Genomic DNA, 13,414 nt, shown 5'->3' with positions numbered 1-13,414 from the left:
GGTTAGCCCGGCGATCACGGCAGCTGGCAGCGCGTAGCCCGGCGTTTTAACCGGACAGCGAGTTCTTGTAGATCTTGCCGTCCTTCATGATCACCCGCAGGTTCTTCTCCGGGTCGCCCAGGAAATCCAGATTGCGGGCCGGGTCGCCGTCGGCCACCAGCAGATCAGCAAACGCGCCGGGAACAATGCGCCCGAGCACATGCGGATAGGGATTGCGCGCGCCAGACAAGCCCAGCAGTTCGCCGTTGGCGCCCGTGGCCTGGGCAAGCGCCGTCAGCGGGTCATAGAAGCGCACCATCTTCGCCAACTGCCTGCCCTGGCTGGGCGTGTTCTTGGCGTTGAACAGAATGTCCGTACCCCATCCCGTCTTGACGCCGTACTTTTGCGCCAAGGCATAGGCGTTGACCGTGCCTTCGGAGACCAAGCGCTGGCTTTCGCGCCGCTCTGCGTCGGGGTAGGTATTGGCGTCTTCGTCCATCAAGAAGGGCTGCAAGCTCCACCACACGCCTTCGTCGCGCATCATCCGCGCGCTGGCCTCGTCCGCCAGCTGGCCGTGCTCGATGCTTTTCACGCCGGCCTTGATGGTGCGCTGGATGCCTCGGGGCGTGTAGACGTGCGCCATCACATAGGTGTTCCAATCTGCCGCCGCATCCACCGCTGCACGCACTTCGACTTCCGAGAACTGCGTGCTGTCCAAGGGGTCGTAAAGCGACGCCACGCCGCCGCCTGCCATGATCTTGACCTGCGACGCGCCCAGCATCAGCTGCTCGCGCACGCGGCGCAGCACCTGGTCCGCGCCATCGGCAATCATCGCCACGCCGCGCTGCTCCACCAGATTGTGCGGCGTGTCGGAGCCGCGCGGCACCTCGCTGCGCAAGCGAAAATCGCCATGCCCGGCCGTCTGCGAAATCATTGCCCCGCTGGGGTAGATGCGCGGGCCGGGCACCATGCCTTCATCAATGGCGCGCTTTAACGCAAACGCCGGCCCGCCCGCATCGCGTATGGAGGTGAAGCCGCGCAGCAGCGTGCGCTCGGCCTCTTGGGCCGCCGCAATATAGAGATACCCAAGGTCGGCCGTCATGGCCGTGGTCTGTGCAATGGCGGCCAGCATCGTGTGCCAATGCACATCGATCAGCCCGGGCATCACCAGCTTGCCTTGGCAATCCATCACCTGCGCGCCTTCCACGGTTTCACCGGCAGCGGGCAATGCAGTGATCACGTTGCCCTGGATCAGCACCTGCACCCCGTCCTGCACCGGCTTGCCTGAGCCGTCGAACAGCCGCAGATTGGTCAGCAGCAGGGGGCGGTCAGACGTGGCGGGACGCCGCACACGTTCGTCTGCCGCACGCAACGACGTAAACGGAATCAGCGTCGCGGCGATGCCGCCCAGAAACAGCCGGCGCGACATGTCGGCCATGACGCGTTGATAAATCAGCGTGCAGGCCACGCTGCCACACTGGCAGACACGATTCCGGCGGGAGAGATAACCCTGCGACGTGTCGCGGCGGGACATTGCGGGCACGCCCATAGCTAACTCCTGATTGCGCTTATTTGGCGAACGCGCGGCGCAGCCGCTCCAATTCAGCGGTGTTCAGCCGTTTGGCTTCTTGCTCCGCATAATTGCGTTCCCCCGCATCATACGAGCCTTCGTAGATGCACCGGCTACGCAGCCATTTGCAGTTGTCGCTGACCACCCGTTCCGAGGCGGCGGCGGAGCTGGAGTTTGACGCGGCACCAGACGCGCCGGGCTTCACCGACGAACAGCCGGCAATCAGCGCAGCGAACAACAGCGCCACCCCGTAGCGGCTTAGCGTTTGAACAGACATTTTCTTTAGGCCTTACATCGCAAAGACACGGTTGTAGCAAGCGGCGCGTCAAATTGGCGTTCAACACGGGGCCTCGCGGCCACCCGAGATTCGGCTTAGTCTTCCTCGGCGCCAGACAGGTCGGTGAAGTCCACCACCTTGCCGTCCTGAATGTTCACCATGATGCCGTAGGGTTCGCAGATGGGAAACACGCCGTCTGCGAAAAGAATCGACCATTCGTCTGCGCTATGAAAAATGACTTCCGGCCCCTCCACGACGGGCACGCCCGCCGGAAGCGCGAAGGATTCGTCCGCACCCAGGGCCTCGGGGTCGGATCGGAAAACGCTTTCCAGATAGGCGTTGGCTTGCGCAATCCAGCCGCCCAGATCCGCCATGATGCGTTCAAACGCCGCCAGGCCGGCTTCATTGTCTTGCGAATCCGCCAGCACCTGCACGGACACATAGACCTTGCCATCGTTGATATCGGAGGCGGTGTCGTAGTTGCCCTGAAGATAGCGCAGGCCGTCTTCGCTGGTATTGAGGGTCAGGGCGGACAAGGGGGAATCGGGGGCGGTCATGGCGTGTCCTTGAAAAAGCGGAGTCAGGGTTCATTGTGCGCGAAGTGCGGGGCAATGGGGATGACAATAAAGGTGCAGGCTGAATGCGCCCTCATGGGATGGCCATGGGAATCCGTCTGAGATATGTCGATGATGGCGGCTAGATCATTGTGTATTATTGTGTAGCCCATAACATTGGGCTGATGAACAGCACCGATATCATCAAACGACTGAAAGCGGATGGCTGGTATCACGTGCACAGCGTCGGATCGCACCACCAGTTCAAGCATCCAACCAAGCGTGGCAAGGTCACCGTGCCCCACCCTCGCCGGGATCTACCCACGCCGACCGCGCACAGCATCCTCAAGCAGGCCGGCTTGCGGTAGGCGCGATCCGCCAGGAGAACCACATGCTTTACCCCATCTACGTCCACAAGGAAAAGGGCAGCGCCTACGGCGCGTCTTTTCCTGACTTCCCAGGTTGCTACGCGGCAGCCGCCACGCTACAACGCCTACCGTCAGCGGCCCAAGAAGCCGTGGAGGCCCATTTCTTCGGTGAAACCGAACCCATTTCGCCGCCCACCGCCCCTGATGTCTGGATGAAGACAAAAGCGTTCAAAGGCGGATTCTGGATGCTGGTCGAGATCGACTTGTCGAAAGTCAATGCCAAGGCAGTTCGGCTCAATATCAGCCTGCCCGAGAATCTGGTGCACAGGATCGATGCCGTGGCGAGAGCCCGGAAACTATCGCGGTCTGCATTTCTTGCGCTGGCGGCGGAACATGAGATGGAAGCGGCGTAGTCCTGCGCAACAAAGGTAGCGGCCCGCGCAACTGACTCGCCCCTGCCCCCTACCCCGCCTCCAACGTATGCGACAAACAATAAACCTCTGACCAGGCCGCCTCGGCGCCGTAGTCGCGCAACTCAGGCGCATTCAGCACATCGCCGTCACACGCCGCCACCGCATTGATTTCGTAGCCGTTGATGATGTAGATCCAGTCGGCCGCTTGATCCTTGCCGCCGCGTATCTGCTGCTCGGTCGTGGCGGCGATGGGTGGGGTTTGTGTCATCAGCAGGTGGGCGCCTGAGATGCCGGGTTGCAGGGACACGGACGCTGCATGCGCCTTCAGATACGCACGCAATTCGTCTTGCGCGCCCGGCTGCGGCGACAGGCGGAGGGTGAGTGCGTAACGGGCCAGGCCGCCGCCAGCGCTTTCCAGCACCCGGCACTGGCTGCGGATCATGTTGCGATGCTGCGGCATCAGGGTCGTGGACCACGGCGTCGGACGATTGAGCCGGTTTAGGTAGGCGGGAGAGCTCAACGTTTCGTAGGCATCCAGCTCGTACAGAACGAAGAACCCTTCCCCTCCCCGCGCGCTCACCCATCGCGACCCCCGCAAGAAGCCCGGCACATTCATCCGCTCAGGAAAGTGTTCATGGGAATGCCAGTCTTCGAACTCAGCGCGCCAAGCGGGCGAAATGTCCCACCACATGGCGATGGCGGCTTCTCCAAGCAGCGCCATGATCAGCGCTTGGCCCGCAGCGTGGAGAGTTCGGTGGCCGTCTGCTGCATGACTTCGGGGCCGATCTCTGCCGCAAACTTATCGACCACGGGCTTCACGGCGTCGCGCAGCTGGGTGACCTGATCCGGGGTCAAGCCATTGACCTGCATCAGCTTCTTCAGGTCGTCGATGGCCACGGCTTCCTTGGCTTGCGAGATCTTGCGTTCCTGCGCCTTGGCTTCCGCGGCCGCATCCAGAATGATCTGGCGCTCAGTTTGTGTCATGCCGTCCCACGTCTTCTTGCTCATCAGAAACGGCATGCCCGTGTAGATATGACGCGTGAGCGACAGGTACTTCTGCACCTCGGCAAACTTGGCAGACTGGATGACGCCCACGGGATTGTCCTGCCCATCAATCGCCTTGGATTCCAGCGCGCCATAGACTTCGCCAAAGGTCATCGGGACAGGATTGGCACCCAAGGTTTTGAACATCTCGATATACACCGGCGCGGCAATCACGCGAATTTTCAGGCCCTGAAAATCCTGCACCGTTGAAATGGGCCGCTTGCTGTTGGTCATGTTGCGAAAGCCCAAGTCCCAGATACCCAGGCCAATCAGACCGTGATCCGCCAACCCGCCCAAAAGGCGCTGGCCGACCGGCCCATCAGACACCGCATAGGCTTCCTGCGCATCGTTGAACAGAAACGGCAGGTCGAACACCATGAAGCGCTTGTCGATGCCGGCCAACAAGCCCGTCGCCATGGACGTGAAATCCAGCGTGCCGCCACGCACCGCCGAAAGGTTCTGCGGGTCTCCGCCCAACACCGCGTTGGCGTAGATCGACACCTTCATCTTGCCGCCGCTTTTCTCGGCAACAAGATCCGCGAATTTCTGCGCGCCCTGGCCTAGCGGATGATCCTGCGCCAGGCTGAAGGCGAACTTCAAGGTGCGCGTCTTGACGTCCTGCGCGGCCGCGGAGGCCATCAGCGCCAGGCTCGCCAACAGGGATGCGGCTGCCATTACGGCAACGCGCGTGGGCGATTGCTTCGTCTTCATCTCCAACCCCTTATTCCATTTGGTGGTGGCAAGTGGTCCGCATCCATCGACAGCCGCAGCAGACCTTATCGTTGAATATTCGGCTGCGAGCATAGGGCATAATTTTGAATGCCGTTCAAAAATTGAGTGAATTCAAAATTTGAATAATCGGCGTGACGATCTTCAGGAGAAGGCGATGAGCGGGGCAATTGAAAAGACGCTGGCGCTACTTGAATACCTGGCGGACCACCCCGACGGCGTGGCGCTTGCCAACATCGCCGACGACTTGAATCAGCTACGCAGCGGATGCCATCGCACGCTGCACGAGTTGATGAAATACGGCTATGTGCGGCAGACGCCCGTGCGCGGCGAATACGCGCTGACCACCAAACTGGCTTCCATGGGCTTGAGCTTTCTAAGCCGCTCGGGCGTGGTCGACATCGCGCAACCCGTCATCGACCGCTTCGCCTTGGCCACCGGTGAACTGGTTCGGCTGGCCATCGTTGACGGCAAGCGGCTGACCTTGGTGGCCAAGGCTCAGGGCGCAAAATCCGGCCTGCTTTACGACCCCGACATGGGCATCGATCTGCGTCTGTCTTGCAGCGCGGCGGGCCATGCCTGGCTGATGACCTTGCCCGAGGACCAAGCCATTGCGTATGTCACCGAACAAGGGCTGGGCAAGCCGCGCGACTTCGGGCCGAATGCGCCGACGTCAATACGTGCGCTGCTGGCCAGCCTGGACGGCCACCGCCGGCGCGGGTACAGCATCCTGCAAGACGTGTATGCCGCCGGCATGAGCGCGATGGCCGCGCCCGTACGCCGCCCTGGCTACGCAAGCACCGGCATCCTGGTGGTGGCCGGGCCATCGCAGCGGTTGACGTTGAAGGCAATGGAGAAGTTTGGGCCCGCCTTGCTGCGCGCAGCAAGCGAGCTTGCGCAAGCGGGGGACGCGTCGCCGTTGCTGCGATCAGCACGCGTGGGAACGTGGGGCAATGGCCCGGCTGACCCCGGCTGACCCCCGCTGACCCCGTCTGACCCCGTCTGACCCCGTCTGACCCCGCCCGACCCCGGCTGACAATGGCGAATGCCGAATGGCGACGCGGGCGGCGCCCCCGCGCCATTACTCACTTAGCCGTCTCGTCCCCGGCATTGCGGCCCTGCATCGGAAAGCGCGTGCGGAACATGGGCGAGGCCAAGCTGGCCAGCGCCAGTTCCTCGGCCGCGGCCAACAAGTCCGGGCCCAGCTCCAGCATGCGCGCTTCGGTCAAACGCATCGCGGGCCCGGCAATACTCAACACGCCGATGGCGTCTTCGCCCTTGCGCTGCACGGGCGCAGCCATGGCGGTCATGCCCGGCGCGAACACTTCATTGATCATTGCGTAGCCGCGCTTGCGGCCAGCGTGCAGGATCTTGGTCAGAGCGGTGATGGTCGTCGGCGCATTGGGGCCATATTCCTCGGGCGTGCCGAAGCCCTGCCGCGAGACCAGATCCAATGCGCGCTCATCAGACATCGTCAGCATCCAGGCGTGCCCGGATGCGCTGCACGACAGCCGCGCGTCCGAGCCCATCTCGGGGTCATAGCGCAGGCCGTGCCGCGCGCCTTGGGCCTTGGCCACCCAGGTCAGCCGTTCGTTGTCGACGATCGCCAGGCGCACGAGTTCGCCTGAGGTTTCCGCCAGACGATCCACCAGCGGCTGCGCGATATCGACGATGCCGGTGGCGGCCAGGTAGCTCAGGCCAATCGACGCCACGCGAGCCGTCAGTGCGTAGTCGCCGTGGTCACGCATCTGCCGCACGTAGCCGCAACGGCACAGGTCGGTCAACAGACGATGCGCGGCGCTTTGCGGAATCTCGAGCTGTTGAGCCAGGGACGCAAGCGGAACACCTTCCGGCCTGGAAGAGAGGTGCTCCATGACGGCGAGGGCGCGTTCGAGGATTCCGGCCATGACATCTCAACAAGTAGTGGGGTGATGGATGATAACCCTAGGTGGAAAACTATTCCACTCGGAATTAAATTCCACTACCGAGTCTTGCAAGACATCGAGAACATTCCAAAAAAACCGGAAGGAGACAACCATGAAGACCAGCATTTTCCGCTTGGCTTTGGTAGGCGCCCTGTGCTCGGCCGCCATGACGGCCACCGCGCAGGACATCCAGGAACGCACGATCCGCTTCGGCCACCTGAACAACACCGACCACCCCGTGAGCGCGGGCGTGCAGAAGTTTGCCGAGCTGGTGTCCGCCAAGAGCGGCGGCAAGATGAAGGTCAAGGAATTCCCGGCGTCGCAGCTGGGCAATGAAATGCAGCAGCAGTCGGGCTTGCAAGGCGGCGTGCAGGAAATGTCGGCGCCCGCATCAACGTCGCTGGCCGGCATCGTCAAGGAATTCGGCTTGATCGACCTGCCCTTCTCGGTCACCGATTTCGGTCAGGCGGACGCGCTGCTGGACGGCCCGCTGGGCAAAGCGCTGATCGCCAAGCTGCCCGAAAAAGGCCTGGTTGCGCTGGGCTTCTGGGACCTGGGCTTTCGCAACGTCACCAACTCCAAGCACCCCATCACCAAGCCGGAAGACCTGGCGGGCTTGAAGATTCGCGTCATTCCCAATCCGGTGTTCCTGGATACGTTCAAGGCGTTCAAGGCCAACCCGGTGCCCATGCCGTTCGCGGAACTGTACGGCGCGCTGGAATCGAAAGCGGTGGACGGCCAGGAGAATCCGTACTCGGTGATCCTGTCGAACAAGTTCTACGAAGTGCAGAAATACGTCAGCGCGACCAACCATGTGTACGCCGCGAACATCGTGCTGGTCAGCAAGAAACTCTGGGACAAGCTCTCGCCCGCCGAGCAGCGCATCATGAACGAAGCCGCGGATGAAGCGCGCGGCTACCAGCGCAAGGTCAGCCGCGACGCCGCGCAGAAGGCGGTGGCCGAATTGCAGGCCAAGGGCATCCAATACAACACGATCGAGCCGGGTGAAAAAGTCCGCATGCAGCAGGTGGTCAAGCCCGTCATCGAACACTTCACGGGCAGCTACGACCCCGCCATCGTCAAGCTCTACAACGACGAACTCGCACGCATCCGCAAGTAAACGCACCGGCGTATCCATCATGAAGATTCTTGTTCTGCACGGCCCGAACCTCAACCTGTTCGGCCGCCGCGAGCCGCACATCTATGGCACCACCACGCTGGCGGAAATCAACCAGCGGCTGGCCGCGCTGGCCGGCGAACTGGGCGTTGAGCTTGCTACGGTGCAATCCAACCACGAAGGCGCGTTGATCGATTTTCTGCACGAGAACATCGACACCGCGCAAGGCGCGCTCGTGAACCCGGCCGGGCTGACTCAGCATGGCGTGCCGCTGCACGACGCCATCAAGGCCATGCCCTTTCCCACGCTGGAAGTGCATATGTCGAACATCGCGGCGCGCGAAGCGTGGCGGGCGCATTCGATCATCTCGCCTGCCGTGCGTGGCACCGTGCAAGGGCTGGGGCCGCACTCCTACCTGACGGCGCTGCGCGGGCTGGTCGATATCGTCCGGGAAGCGCAAGCATGACGCGGCCGCACCTTCATCCGATTCTTCAAGGGGCCGCGCCATGGTCTACATAGACAGATTCATTGGAGGTATCTGCCGCGTGCTGGAACTGGCCATCGCGCTGCTGCTGGCGGCGATGGTAGTGCTGGTGTTCGGCAACGTGGTCGCGCGCTATGGCTTCAATTCGGGCATCACGCTGTCGGAAGAAATCTCGCGCTGGATGTTCATCTGGCTGACCTTCCTGGGCGCCGTCATCGCGCTCAAGGAACGCGGGCATCTGGGCATGGACATGGTGGTGGCCAAGCTGCCCACGGCGGGCAAGAAAATATGCCTGGTCGTGGGGCAGGTCATCATGCTGTACATCGTGGGCCTGATGTTCAAGGGCAGCTGGGAACAGGCCGTGATCAACGCGGATGTCAGCGCGCCGGTCAGCGGCTTGCCGATGGCGATTGTCTACGCGTCAGGCTTGGTGTTCTCGGCCTTGGCCGGGCTGATCATCGCGCTGGACCTCTACCGCGTGCTCGCCGGCAAGCTGCATGAGCAGGACCTGATCATGGTGCAGGAGTCTGAAGAAGCGGTGCAGCTCAAGCAGATTCTTGACGACGCCCAACAAGGCGCGCCGGGGAGAAGCGCATGACCATCGCCGTCTTCATTGGATCGCTGTTGGGGGTGATGGCGCTGGGCGTGCCGATCGCGTTTGCACTGCTGGCAAGCGGCGTGGCGTTGATGTGGCACCTGGACATTTTCGATTCGCAGATCCTGGCGCAGAACGTCATCGGCGGCGCCGACAGTTTTCCGCTGCTGGCCGTGCCGTTCTTCATGCTGGCCGGCGAAATCATGAACGTCGGCGGCTTGTCGCGCCGCATCGTAGACCTGGCGTTGGCGCTGGTGGGCCACGTCAAAGGCGGGCTGGGCTACGTGACCATCATGGCGGGCTGCCTGCTGTCCGCATTGTCTGGTTCCGCCGTGGCGGATGCCGCCGCCCTCACCGCGCTGCTGCTGCCCATGATGGTCGCGGCCGGCCACAAAAAATCGACGGCGGGCGGGCTGATTGCGGCCACCGGCGTGATCGGCCCGGTGATTCCGCCCAGCATCGGTTTGGTTATTTTTGGTGTGGCGGCCAATGTGTCCATCTCGAAGCTGTTCATGGCGGCCATCGTGCCCGGCCTGATGATCGGCGGCGCCTTGTGGCTGACGTGGGCATGGCTTGTCCGCCGCGAAAAAGTCGTGCCGCCGCCGCGCAAATCCGCACAGGACATTGCCATCGCCTTCCGCAAAGCGCTGTGGGCGCTGATGCTGCCGGTCATCATCCTGGTGGGCCTGCGCATGGGCGTGTTCACGCCGACGGAAGCCGCCGTGGTGGCCGCCGCCTACGCCTTGTTCGTGTCTACGGTGGTCTACCGCGAGCTGAAACTCAGTCAGCTGTACGCCGTGTTCGTGTCGGCGGCCAAGACCAGCGCCATCGTCATGTTCCTGATTGCCGCGGCGATGGTCAGCGCATGGCTCATCACCGTAGCCGACCTGCCCGCCAAAGTGGTGGAAATGTTGCAGCCGTTCATGGGCAACAAGATCCTGCTGATGGCCGCCATCATGGTGCTGGTCATGGTCGTGGGCACCGCCATGGACATGACGCCCACCATCCTGATCCTGACGCCCGTGCTGATGCCGCTGGTGCGCGCGGCCGGGATCGACCCGGTGTACTTCGGCGTGCTGTTCATCATCAACAACTCGATCGGCCTGGTCACGCCGCCCGTCGGCACCGTCCTGAACGTGGTGGCGGGCGTGGGGAGGATGAAGATGGACGACGTCACGCGCGGCGTGATCCCGTTCATGGTGGCGGAATTCCTGATCATGTTCCTGATGGTGGCCTTCCCTGCCCTGGTGATCGTTCCCGCCCGCTGGTTCGGCGGCTGACGCCCGGCGCGTTTGCCTATTCGCCTATTCGCCTATCCGCCTACGCCCGTTCGCCCGTTCGCCTGTTCGCCCGCTCGCCCGTTCGCCCGTTCGCCTGTTCGTCCGTTCGCCCGTTCGCCTATTCGACTGTTCGCCTATTTGCGCCGCCAGGGCCAGTGATCTGCCCCGGCGGCACTTCCAAGGAGATTCGCTGCAATGTCTCAACTTGCTCAATACCGGCGCCCGTTCTGGGATACGCAGCCGGGATACCGTTTCGATCCCTATGGTTCCACGCAACTGCGGTCACCCAACGAACCGCTGATCGTCGTGCCGCAAACCTTGTCGGAAATCACCGGCCCGGCGTTCGGCGGCGCGTTCGTCAAACAAGGCGACAACGATCTCACGCGCATCGCCAGCGCAGACGCCATCGGTGAACGCATCATCGTGTCCGGCCGCGTGCTGGACGAGAACGGCCGGCCCGTGCCCGATGCGCTGATCGAAATCTGGCAGGCCAACGCCGCCGGCCGATACCTGCATAAACGCGACCAGCACGACGCGCCGTTGGACCCGAACTTCAGCGGCGAAGGCCGCACCGTCACCGACGCGCAGGGCCGCTATCAGTTCAAGACAATCAAGCCGGGCGCGTATCCCTGGGGCAACCACTACAACGGATGGCGGCCGCAGCACATCCATTTTTCCTTATTCGGCCGCGCCTACGCCACGCGCCTGGTCACGCAGATGTACTTCCCGGGTGACCCGCTGCTGGAGTTTGATCCCATCTTCCAATGCGTCCCGGACGTCAAGGCGCGCAACCGTCTCGTCGCCACGCTCGACTGGGAAACCACCGTGCCCGAATACGCGCTGGGCTATCGCTTCGACATCGTGCTGCGCGGCCGCAACGCCACCCCCATGGAGTAACGCATGCTCTACCCCACCACCTCGCAAACCGTTGGCCCTTATCTGCATATCGGCTTGTCCGGCCTGAACTGTGCGGACCTGTCCGCCGGCCTGCCCGACCAGGGCGCCCCCAAGGTCGTGATTGAAGGCCGCGTCATCGATGGGCAGGGCAACCCGGTACCCGACGGCATGATCGAAATCTGGCAAGCCGATGCCCGGGGCGTGTACCGGCATTCGGATGATCCGGGCTATGCCGGAGCCGATGACGCGCGCTCGGCGTTTACTGGCTTTGGCCGTTTGCCGACGGAAGCCGACGGCTCATTTCGCTTCACCACGATCAAACCCGGTCGCGTGGCTGGCCCGGGTGGCTCGTTGCAAGCGCCGCATTTAGTCGTGTCGTTGTTCATGCGCGGGTTGCTGAAGCATTTGTCGACGCGCATGTATTTTCCGGACGAAGCGCAGGCGAATGAGGAGGACTGGATACTGCAGCAGGTGCCTGCGGCCCGGCGTGCGACGTTGGTGGCGCAGCGGGTGGAGAACGGCGAGCTGCGGTGGGAGGTCGTGCTTCAAGGGAAGGGGGAAACGGTGTTTTTTGATATTTGAGGGTGCGTGTAAGCGGCGTGGCTCGGCGCAGTAGAGCAACTGTGGCGCCGCGACGCTCAAAAAACGAAGCCACCTCTTGGTGGCTTTTTTAAATCCGACCCGCCTACTGCTTAATCGGCATCAACCTACGGCGAGGGATCTATAACGCCGGACTGTATGCGGCCAATGCTTTTTTCAGGTCTGAATGCGGGCGCTTGCCGGTTGATGTCGTAGACCGAGATCCGCGACCGAGAACAGCCAGCGGTACCGTATCCTAAAGGATACTTTTATGTTGACATTCGTATCCTTGCGGCTACAATTATCTTTCCAGTTTTAGAAAGGAGGAAGCCTGCAATGATCGGCAAGAGACATGAAAGAACTAGAGAGCACCAAAGACTATGACGAGTTCGAAGCAGACCTGAAAGATCTGCGGGCTCGCGCGCGAATCCAGGCACGTATTCAGCGGTTGCGACACGGCAACCCGGGTGACCACCGAAACCTAGAAAAAGGGGTCTCGGAATTACGGATTGATGTCGGACAAGGGTACAGGGTGTATTACACACAGCGACGTGACGGAACGCTGATCATCCTCTTAGCGGGGGGCGGCAAGTCCAGTCAACAAGCTGATATTGCTAGAGCCTACAGGCTGGCTTCCAACCTTTAGTTCATTTCTTTAAAGAACGTCAAAGCGTGTTTGCACTTTCAGCAAACACGCTGTCATATCAGCTCCCTCGGATAGGAGCAAACCCATGAAAAAGCTACAGACAAAAAAATACGACATCGCGGAACGGCTTCGTACGGCCGAAGAGATGGCGCTTTATCTGGATGCATGCATCGAAGAGAGTGAAGGTGATGCCGCGTTTATTGCAAAGGCGCTGGGAGACATTGCGCGCGCACAGGGTATGACGAAGATTGCCAGAGAGACAGGAATGTCCCGCGAGAGCCTTTACAAAGCCCTCTCAGGCGACAGATCCCCTGATTTCGCGACCATACTCAAAGTCATGGGAGCCCTTGGCATTGCGCTACACGCAGCAGTCGCCAAACCGGCGAACTCCAACGTGGCTGCGTTTGGCAACATTGCGCTGCCGGCATAACAAATTCCAAGTAGAGATATTGGCGCGGGAAGCAGCATATGATTGCTGCCACATAAATTCCGTCAGGAATCACTCCCTTTATGCATATCGAAGAGCGCATCCACATTGCAGTCCCGGTCATGGTCGTCGATCGCATTTGGAGCGAGGTCGACCGGTGGCACCTATGGGACCCGGACACCAAGCAAGCCCGTCTTAATGGCGCATTCGCCGTGGGAACAAAGGGCCGGATAATTCCCCGCAAGGGCATGGGCGTTCCGATGGTTGTCACAGAGCGCTCCGAGGGCCGTTCGTTCACCGTGGAAGGCTACATCCCTCTGTTCCGCATGCACTTCGAACATACCGTTTCTGCCGTAGATGGCGGCTCGGAAGTCACTCATCGCGTGTGGTTTTCTGGCGCCCTTGCCTTTCTGTTCGGGCCACGCGTTGCTGCGCAGATTCGAGAGGGGCTGCCTCGAACCATGCAGTCGCTCAAAGCCTATGCTGAGCAACGACAAACGGCTCCCCTCACTGCCTGACCCCACCCGCCA

18 protein-coding genes are annotated in these 13,414 nt (G+C 61.8%); 12 read left to right on the top strand and 6 right to left on the bottom strand.

Annotation, left to right across the window (positions count from 1 at the left end):
* Window positions 1-46: 46 nt before the first annotated feature.
* The 3 genes from HV765_RS23835 to HV765_RS23825 all read right to left on the bottom strand — a co-directional run bounded on the left by HV765_RS23835 (window position 47) and on the right by HV765_RS23825 (window position 2,383).
* Entirely contained in the window at window positions 47-1,528 is a 1,482-nt protein-coding gene (locus HV765_RS23835; RefSeq protein ID WP_254600703.1) for a metal-dependent hydrolase family protein, read from the bottom strand.
* Between the two features lie 19 nt (window positions 1,529-1,547).
* Window positions 1,548-1,826: a hypothetical protein gene (locus HV765_RS23830; RefSeq protein ID WP_175171190.1), complete on the bottom strand. Its 279-nt coding sequence runs from the start codon at window positions 1,824-1,826 to the stop codon at window positions 1,548-1,550.
* Window positions 1,827-1,921: 95 nt separating this feature from the next.
* Window positions 1,922-2,383 carry a hypothetical protein gene (locus HV765_RS23825; RefSeq protein ID WP_054427818.1) on the bottom strand — a complete coding sequence of 154 codons (462 nt, stop codon included), beginning with the start codon at window positions 2,381-2,383 and terminating at the stop codon, window positions 1,922-1,924.
* 182 nt (window positions 2,384-2,565) lie between these two features.
* On the opposite strand from HV765_RS23825, the gene HV765_RS23820 reads away from it, so the two are divergent.
* Entirely contained in the window at window positions 2,566-2,748 is a 183-nt protein-coding gene (locus tag HV765_RS23820) for a type II toxin-antitoxin system HicA family toxin (RefSeq protein ID WP_175171189.1), read from the top strand.
* 23 nt (window positions 2,749-2,771) lie between these two features.
* Window positions 2,772-3,161, top strand: a complete 390-nt coding sequence (locus HV765_RS23815) for a type II toxin-antitoxin system HicB family antitoxin (protein ID WP_054427819.1) — start codon at window positions 2,772-2,774, stop codon at window positions 3,159-3,161.
* Between the two features lie 49 nt (window positions 3,162-3,210).
* Here the strand turns inward: HV765_RS23815 and HV765_RS23810 are convergent, their stop codons facing one another.
* Together HV765_RS23810 and HV765_RS23805 are read right to left on the bottom strand one after the other, a co-directional pair.
* Window positions 3,211-3,882 carry a hypothetical protein gene (locus HV765_RS23810; RefSeq protein ID WP_175171188.1) on the bottom strand — a complete coding sequence of 224 codons (672 nt, stop codon included), beginning with the start codon at window positions 3,880-3,882 and terminating at the stop codon, window positions 3,211-3,213.
* A 2-nt stretch (window positions 3,883-3,884) separates the two neighbouring features.
* Entirely contained in the window at window positions 3,885-4,916 is a 1,032-nt protein-coding gene (locus tag HV765_RS23805) for a TRAP transporter substrate-binding protein (protein ID WP_175171187.1), read from the bottom strand.
* Between the two features lie 175 nt (window positions 4,917-5,091).
* On the opposite strand from HV765_RS23805, the gene HV765_RS23800 reads away from it, so the two are divergent.
* Window positions 5,092-5,910: an IclR family transcriptional regulator gene (locus HV765_RS23800; protein WP_054427822.1), complete on the top strand. Its 819-nt coding sequence runs from the start codon at window positions 5,092-5,094 to the stop codon at window positions 5,908-5,910.
* Window positions 5,911-6,019: 109 nt separating this feature from the next.
* Here HV765_RS23800 and HV765_RS23795 read toward each other — a convergent pair whose 3' ends face one another.
* Complete coding sequence (locus HV765_RS23795) at window positions 6,020-6,841, bottom strand: IclR family transcriptional regulator (protein ID WP_175171186.1); 822 nt, start codon at window positions 6,839-6,841, stop codon at window positions 6,020-6,022.
* A 130-nt stretch (window positions 6,842-6,971) separates the two neighbouring features.
* On the opposite strand from HV765_RS23795, the gene HV765_RS23790 reads away from it, so the two are divergent.
* The 9 genes from HV765_RS23790 to HV765_RS23750 all read left to right on the top strand — a co-directional run bounded on the left by HV765_RS23790 (window position 6,972) and on the right by HV765_RS23750 (window position 13,402).
* Entirely contained in the window at window positions 6,972-7,979 is a 1,008-nt protein-coding gene (locus tag HV765_RS23790) for a TRAP transporter substrate-binding protein (protein WP_175171185.1), read from the top strand.
* 19 nt (window positions 7,980-7,998) lie between these two features.
* On the top strand, window positions 7,999-8,442 hold the full coding sequence (locus HV765_RS23785) for a type II 3-dehydroquinate dehydratase (protein ID WP_054427825.1): 444 nt from the start codon (window positions 7,999-8,001) through the stop codon (window positions 8,440-8,442).
* A gap of 49 nt (window positions 8,443-8,491) precedes the next feature.
* Window positions 8,492-9,058 carry a TRAP transporter small permease gene (locus tag HV765_RS23780; protein WP_420840149.1) on the top strand — a complete coding sequence of 189 codons (567 nt, stop codon included), beginning with the start codon at window positions 8,492-8,494 and terminating at the stop codon, window positions 9,056-9,058.
* On the top strand, window positions 9,055-10,335 hold the full coding sequence (locus HV765_RS23775; protein ID WP_175171183.1) for a TRAP transporter large permease subunit: 1,281 nt from the start codon (window positions 9,055-9,057) through the stop codon (window positions 10,333-10,335). Before HV765_RS23780 ends, HV765_RS23775 begins: the two co-directional genes overlap by 4 nt.
* 195 nt (window positions 10,336-10,530) lie before the next feature.
* Window positions 10,531-11,232 (top strand): protocatechuate 3,4-dioxygenase subunit beta, encoded by a 702-nt coding sequence (gene pcaH, locus HV765_RS23770; RefSeq protein WP_054427828.1) that lies wholly within the window; start codon window positions 10,531-10,533, stop codon window positions 11,230-11,232.
* Between the two features lie 3 nt (window positions 11,233-11,235).
* Window positions 11,236-11,814, top strand: a complete 579-nt coding sequence (gene pcaG / locus HV765_RS23765) for a protocatechuate 3,4-dioxygenase subunit alpha (RefSeq protein WP_175171182.1) — start codon at window positions 11,236-11,238, stop codon at window positions 11,812-11,814.
* Between the two features lie 349 nt (window positions 11,815-12,163).
* A complete protein-coding gene (locus HV765_RS23760) occupies window positions 12,164-12,457 on the top strand; it encodes a type II toxin-antitoxin system RelE/ParE family toxin (protein WP_175171181.1) in 294 nt (97 codons plus the stop codon).
* A gap of 85 nt (window positions 12,458-12,542) precedes the next feature.
* Window positions 12,543-12,887, top strand: coding sequence for an addiction module antidote protein (locus HV765_RS23755; protein WP_175171180.1), 345 nt, complete (start codon window positions 12,543-12,545; stop codon window positions 12,885-12,887).
* An 80-nt stretch (window positions 12,888-12,967) separates the two neighbouring features.
* Window positions 12,968-13,402 carry an SRPBCC family protein gene (locus tag HV765_RS23750; protein ID WP_175171179.1) on the top strand — a complete coding sequence of 145 codons (435 nt, stop codon included), beginning with the start codon at window positions 12,968-12,970 and terminating at the stop codon, window positions 13,400-13,402.
* Window positions 13,403-13,414 lie beyond the last annotated feature (12 nt).

It is taken from the genome of Achromobacter kerstersii (genome assembly GCF_902859595.1).
GTDB classification, from domain to species: Bacteria; Pseudomonadota; Gammaproteobacteria; order Burkholderiales; family Burkholderiaceae_B; genus Achromobacter; species Achromobacter kerstersii.
Note: the sequence above shows the minus strand (reverse complement) of the source record. Positions and strands in the feature narration are given on the sequence as shown.

Excerpts from the sequence above, each read along its gene's own strand:
- HV765_RS23835 (WP_254600703.1), bottom strand. The coding sequence starts at position 1,528 with ATGGGCGTGCCCGCAATGTCCCGCCGCGACACGTCGCAGGGTTATCTC.
- HV765_RS23830 (WP_175171190.1), bottom strand. The coding sequence starts at position 1,826 with ATGTCTGTTCAAACGCTAAGCCGCTACGGGGTGGCGCTGTTGTTCGCT.
- HV765_RS23825 (WP_054427818.1), bottom strand. The coding sequence starts at position 2,383 with ATGACCGCCCCCGATTCCCCCTTGTCCGCCCTGACCCTCAATACCAGC.
- HV765_RS23820 (WP_175171189.1), top strand. The coding sequence starts at position 2,566 with ATGAACAGCACCGATATCATCAAACGACTGAAAGCGGATGGCTGGTAT.
- HV765_RS23815 (WP_054427819.1), top strand. The coding sequence starts at position 2,772 with ATGCTTTACCCCATCTACGTCCACAAGGAAAAGGGCAGCGCCTACGGC.
- HV765_RS23810 (WP_175171188.1), bottom strand. The coding sequence starts at position 3,882 with ATGGCGCTGCTTGGAGAAGCCGCCATCGCCATGTGGTGGGACATTTCG.
- HV765_RS23805 (WP_175171187.1), bottom strand. The coding sequence starts at position 4,916 with ATGAAGACGAAGCAATCGCCCACGCGCGTTGCCGTAATGGCAGCCGCA.
- HV765_RS23800 (WP_054427822.1), top strand. The coding sequence starts at position 5,092 with ATGAGCGGGGCAATTGAAAAGACGCTGGCGCTACTTGAATACCTGGCG.
- HV765_RS23795 (WP_175171186.1), bottom strand. The coding sequence starts at position 6,841 with ATGGCCGGAATCCTCGAACGCGCCCTCGCCGTCATGGAGCACCTCTCT.
- HV765_RS23790 (WP_175171185.1), top strand. The coding sequence starts at position 6,972 with ATGAAGACCAGCATTTTCCGCTTGGCTTTGGTAGGCGCCCTGTGCTCG.
- HV765_RS23785 (WP_054427825.1), top strand. The coding sequence starts at position 7,999 with ATGAAGATTCTTGTTCTGCACGGCCCGAACCTCAACCTGTTCGGCCGC.
- HV765_RS23775 (WP_175171183.1), top strand. The coding sequence starts at position 9,055 with ATGACCATCGCCGTCTTCATTGGATCGCTGTTGGGGGTGATGGCGCTG.
- pcaH (WP_054427828.1), top strand. The coding sequence starts at position 10,531 with ATGTCTCAACTTGCTCAATACCGGCGCCCGTTCTGGGATACGCAGCCG.
- pcaG (WP_175171182.1), top strand. The coding sequence starts at position 11,236 with ATGCTCTACCCCACCACCTCGCAAACCGTTGGCCCTTATCTGCATATC.
- HV765_RS23760 (WP_175171181.1), top strand. The coding sequence starts at position 12,164 with ATGAAAGAACTAGAGAGCACCAAAGACTATGACGAGTTCGAAGCAGAC.
- HV765_RS23755 (WP_175171180.1), top strand. The coding sequence starts at position 12,543 with ATGAAAAAGCTACAGACAAAAAAATACGACATCGCGGAACGGCTTCGT.
- HV765_RS23750 (WP_175171179.1), top strand. The coding sequence starts at position 12,968 with ATGCATATCGAAGAGCGCATCCACATTGCAGTCCCGGTCATGGTCGTC.